We start from the raw sequence: 3,504 nt of genomic DNA on the forward strand, positions 1-3,504 counted from the left end.
CGTCCTGTGTGTGCACAGGACGCTCGTCGTGTATTCGGATGTTCGCCGTACTGCTGCGAGCCTGGATCGCTGCCGGAACAACGGTTGAAGGGGGAGGCCGTCGTGGCCTCCCCCTTCACCGGCGTTCGATCAGCGACGCCAGCTGTCGTAGTCGTCGTCCTCGTTGTTCCAACGGGACGGCGAATCGTCTGCGTCGTGCTCATCGGAAATCACGCCGCCACTCCTTGGTTGGGAGTGGAGCGGAGTGCTATCCGACAGCTCGCGCTGAAGGCTCGCGAAGTCGGTCGGCGCGGAGCTGTACTTGAGCTCACGTGCGACTTTGGTCTGCTTTGCCTTAGCCCGGCCACGGCCCATGGCTGACCCCCTCGCGTCACTGCGGGGCGGCCTGGGGTTTGTTGGCGGCCCCGTTCGAATTAATACTCTTCCTGACAGACACTTTAGCGTGTGTCAGGCGGTCGCGCTTCCAGGAGTGGGTGAAGAACTACCGAACCGGTGCCGTTTGCCCCTTCTTCGCCGAGCGCACCCGGTCTCAGAGCACCCCCGGGATCGCGCGGATCACACCGACTCTGGCGTCGCCGCCGAGTACCGCGGTGGCCGCGAGGTCGGTGTGCTCGTCGGTCCAATCGACCCCGAGCCTGCGCAGAATCGCCAGCGTCAAGGGCATCCGGGCACGGTCGTGACCGTCGTCGATCTTGTACGCGAAGGCCCTTCCGTCGGGCAGCGCACCCGCGTGCACACCGTCCGCGCCGATCTTGCAGAACAGGCCGGGGGTGGCCGCCATGGCCAGCAGGTCCGGGCCCTTCGTGCCCGAAATCACTCGCGGATTCGCCCGAACGGCATCGGCGATCCGGCGCGGCGCGGTGCCGGTTTCGGCCGTGGTGAAGCCGGCGAAGGCGCGCGCGAGGTTGACCAGTGAGACGGGCACGATCGGCAGGCCGCAGCCGTCGATGCCCAGGTCGGTTTCCGGCTCGCCGGTGACGTCGGCGATCGTGGCGAGCACCGCCTGCTGCAGGGGGTGCTCGACGTCGAGATATCCGGTGCGCGGCCAGTCGTTGATCACGCAGGTCGCGAGCATCGCCGCGTGTTTGCCCGAGCAGTTCATGTAGAGCGGGCTCGGGCCTGAGCCGGTGAGCGCGGCGGCGCGGGCGCGGTCATCGAAGGGTAGATCGGGCGGACAGGCGAGGTCGGTGGGGGCGAAGCCGTAGCGGTCGAGCAGTCTGCGGACCAGGGCGATGTGGTCGGGCTCGCCGAAGTGCGAGGCGGTGGCGACGGCGAGTTCGTCGTCGTCGACGGGGTCGAAACCGCTGCGTAGCAGGGCCAATGCCTGCATCGGTTTGTTGGTGGAACGCGGGAAGATCGGGCCGTGCACCTCGCCGAGCTCGAGGGTGGGCGTGCCGTCGGCATCGAGCACGACGACCGAGCCGCGGTGCACGCACTCACGGAAGCCCGAGCGAACGACCTCGACCAGTTCCACACTCATGACTGCGCCTCGCTAGCGCTCGGCTCCGTCATGAGCGTGCGCACGCTGAGCTGCTGATTCGCTCGCTGACGCTCGCTCATGGGCCGGACCTCCAGGGGAACGTCGGTGCGGGTTCTGGTGTGCCGGTCGATCTGCATGCGGATGTCGTCGGAGATGGTCGGCTCCTCGGTGCGCAGCCGTTCCAGCAGCGCGGGGTCGGCGCCGGTGAACACGTCGCGCACGGTGATGCCGTGGGCGGGCACGTGCACCACGCGCACCTCGTCGCCTGCGCCGACCGTGCCCTCGGTGAGCACCCGGAAGTAGGCGCCGGTGTCGGACTGGAGCGTGAAGCGCTTCACCCACTGTCGTTCGCCCGCCCACTGCTGGAAGGTCGAGCAGGGGACGCGGGGCGCGCTGACCTCGAGCAGGGTGTCGCCGATCGTGACGTGCGCGCCGAGTACGGCATCGCTGATCGGCAGCCCGCTCAGGCGCAGGTTCTCGCCGAACCAGCCCGCGGGCAGCTCGCGGTGGAGTTCACCGGCCCAGCGGCGGGCGTCCTCCTCGCCGTAGGCGTAGACGGCCTGGTGCGCGCCGCCGTGGTTGGCGGTGTCGCAGACGTGATCACCGGCCAGGCCGAGGGCCCGCACTTCGACGCGACCGTCGACGGGTCGCTTGTCGATGGCGGTGCGCCCGACGCGGGTGCGGACCTCGAGTTCGGCGTGCACGACGCACACGGCCTCCACCCGGCCGGTGTCACCGACGCGCATGATCGGGCGGCTCATCGCCCGCGCAGCCGGTCGACGGCGGCCCGGCCCGCCTGTACGACATCGTCGGCGGGGATCGAGTCGGGGTCGATGGCGGCGGCCATGGTGCCTGCCACGAGTTCGGTGCCTGCGGGGACCGACCGCTTGATCAGGGCCAGCGCGATCGGGCCGAGTTCGTAGTGGTCGACGACCGTGCCGAGCCTGCCGACCGTGCGGCCACCCGCGGTGACGTCGGCGCCGGTGGCCGGGCGCTCGTCGGCCGAGCCGTCCAGGTGCAGCAGCACCAGGTTGCGCGGCGGCTTGCCGAGGTTGTGCACCCGGGCGACCGTCTCCTGCCCGCGGTAGCAACCCTTGTTCAGGTGCACCGCGCCGTGCTCGTCGACGCCGCCGATCCAGCGGGCCTCGTGCGGGATGGTGCGCTCGTCGGTGTCGACGCCGATCCGGGGACGCAGTTCGGCCACGCGCAAGGCCTCGAAGGCCCACATGCCCGCGGGCTCGGCGCCCGCCTCGGTGAGCTTGGTCCACCAGGAGGTGAGCTCGGCGCGGGGGATGACGAGGTCGAAGGAATCGGCGCTCGGCCACGGCATGCGCCGCAGGAAGCCGCCACCCGGAACCGCGACGGCGGCGTAGACCTCGGGCAGCGCGGCGATGCCGAGCGCGCCGAGCAGGGTGCTCACCTGCGGGCCGAGCAGGCTCAGCACGGCGTAGTCGGGCGCGGGCTCGGGCTTGGCGTCGGCCCAGAAGACCATCTTCTGCAGGAACGCGACCAGGTCCGCGCCGCGCTCGGCTTCGGTGTCGAGCCAGACGGTGCCGTCGAGATCGGTGAGCACGAAGTGGTGCAGCACGCGGCCGTTGAGATCGAGGTCGAGATTCTCGGCGCTGTGCCCGTCGGGCAGCGCGGCGATGTGCTGGCTGGTGATGGTGTGCAGCCAGCTCAGCCGCTCGGCGCCGGTGATCCTGGCGACGCTGCGATGCGAGCGATCGACCACCGCGACGCGCTGCGCCGCGGACTTCTGCTCGCCGAACGGATCACCGTAATGCCACGCGACCGCGGCGTCCGGGGAGCCAGGTGCGCCCGCGACGGCACCCGGAGTGTGGAGAACAGGACTGGGGGCGACGACCACCGACACAAGACCCACTGTAGGCGCGTCCACCGACACGCGCCGCAGCCGGGCGTCCGATTCGGAGCAGCCGTAGGCATAACGGAGCGATAACGCCTACGCTCGTCACATGGGAGAACGGGTACTTGTGACACTCGACGGCGCGGTCGCTGATGCGAAC

At 70.1% G+C, this 3,504-nt stretch carries 4 protein-coding genes; all 4 read right to left on the reverse strand.

Annotated features, from left to right (window positions below; genetic code table 11):
- Window positions 1-129: 129 nt before the first annotated feature.
- Entirely contained in the window at window positions 130-354 is a 225-nt protein-coding gene (locus ACFWF2_RS33445; RefSeq protein ID WP_189030048.1) for a DUF3073 domain-containing protein, read from the reverse strand.
- Between the two features lie 175 nt (window positions 355-529).
- Window positions 530-1,480, reverse strand: coding sequence for an asparaginase (locus ACFWF2_RS33450; RefSeq protein WP_379311481.1), 951 nt, complete (start codon window positions 1,478-1,480; stop codon window positions 530-532).
- Complete coding sequence (locus ACFWF2_RS33455; protein WP_379311482.1) at window positions 1,477-2,241, reverse strand: MOSC domain-containing protein; 765 nt, start codon at window positions 2,239-2,241, stop codon at window positions 1,477-1,479. The genes ACFWF2_RS33450 and ACFWF2_RS33455 overlap by 4 nt, the downstream gene beginning before the upstream one ends.
- Window positions 2,238-3,353, reverse strand: coding sequence for a YgfZ/GcvT domain-containing protein (locus ACFWF2_RS33460; RefSeq protein ID WP_379311483.1), 1,116 nt, complete (start codon window positions 3,351-3,353; stop codon window positions 2,238-2,240). The genes ACFWF2_RS33455 and ACFWF2_RS33460 overlap by 4 nt, the downstream gene beginning before the upstream one ends.
- Window positions 3,354-3,504 lie beyond the last annotated feature (151 nt).

Origin of the sequence: Nocardia sp. NPDC060259, from assembly GCF_042728775.1 — a bacterium.
Lineage (GTDB): Bacteria > Actinomycetota > Actinomycetes > Mycobacteriales > Mycobacteriaceae > Nocardia.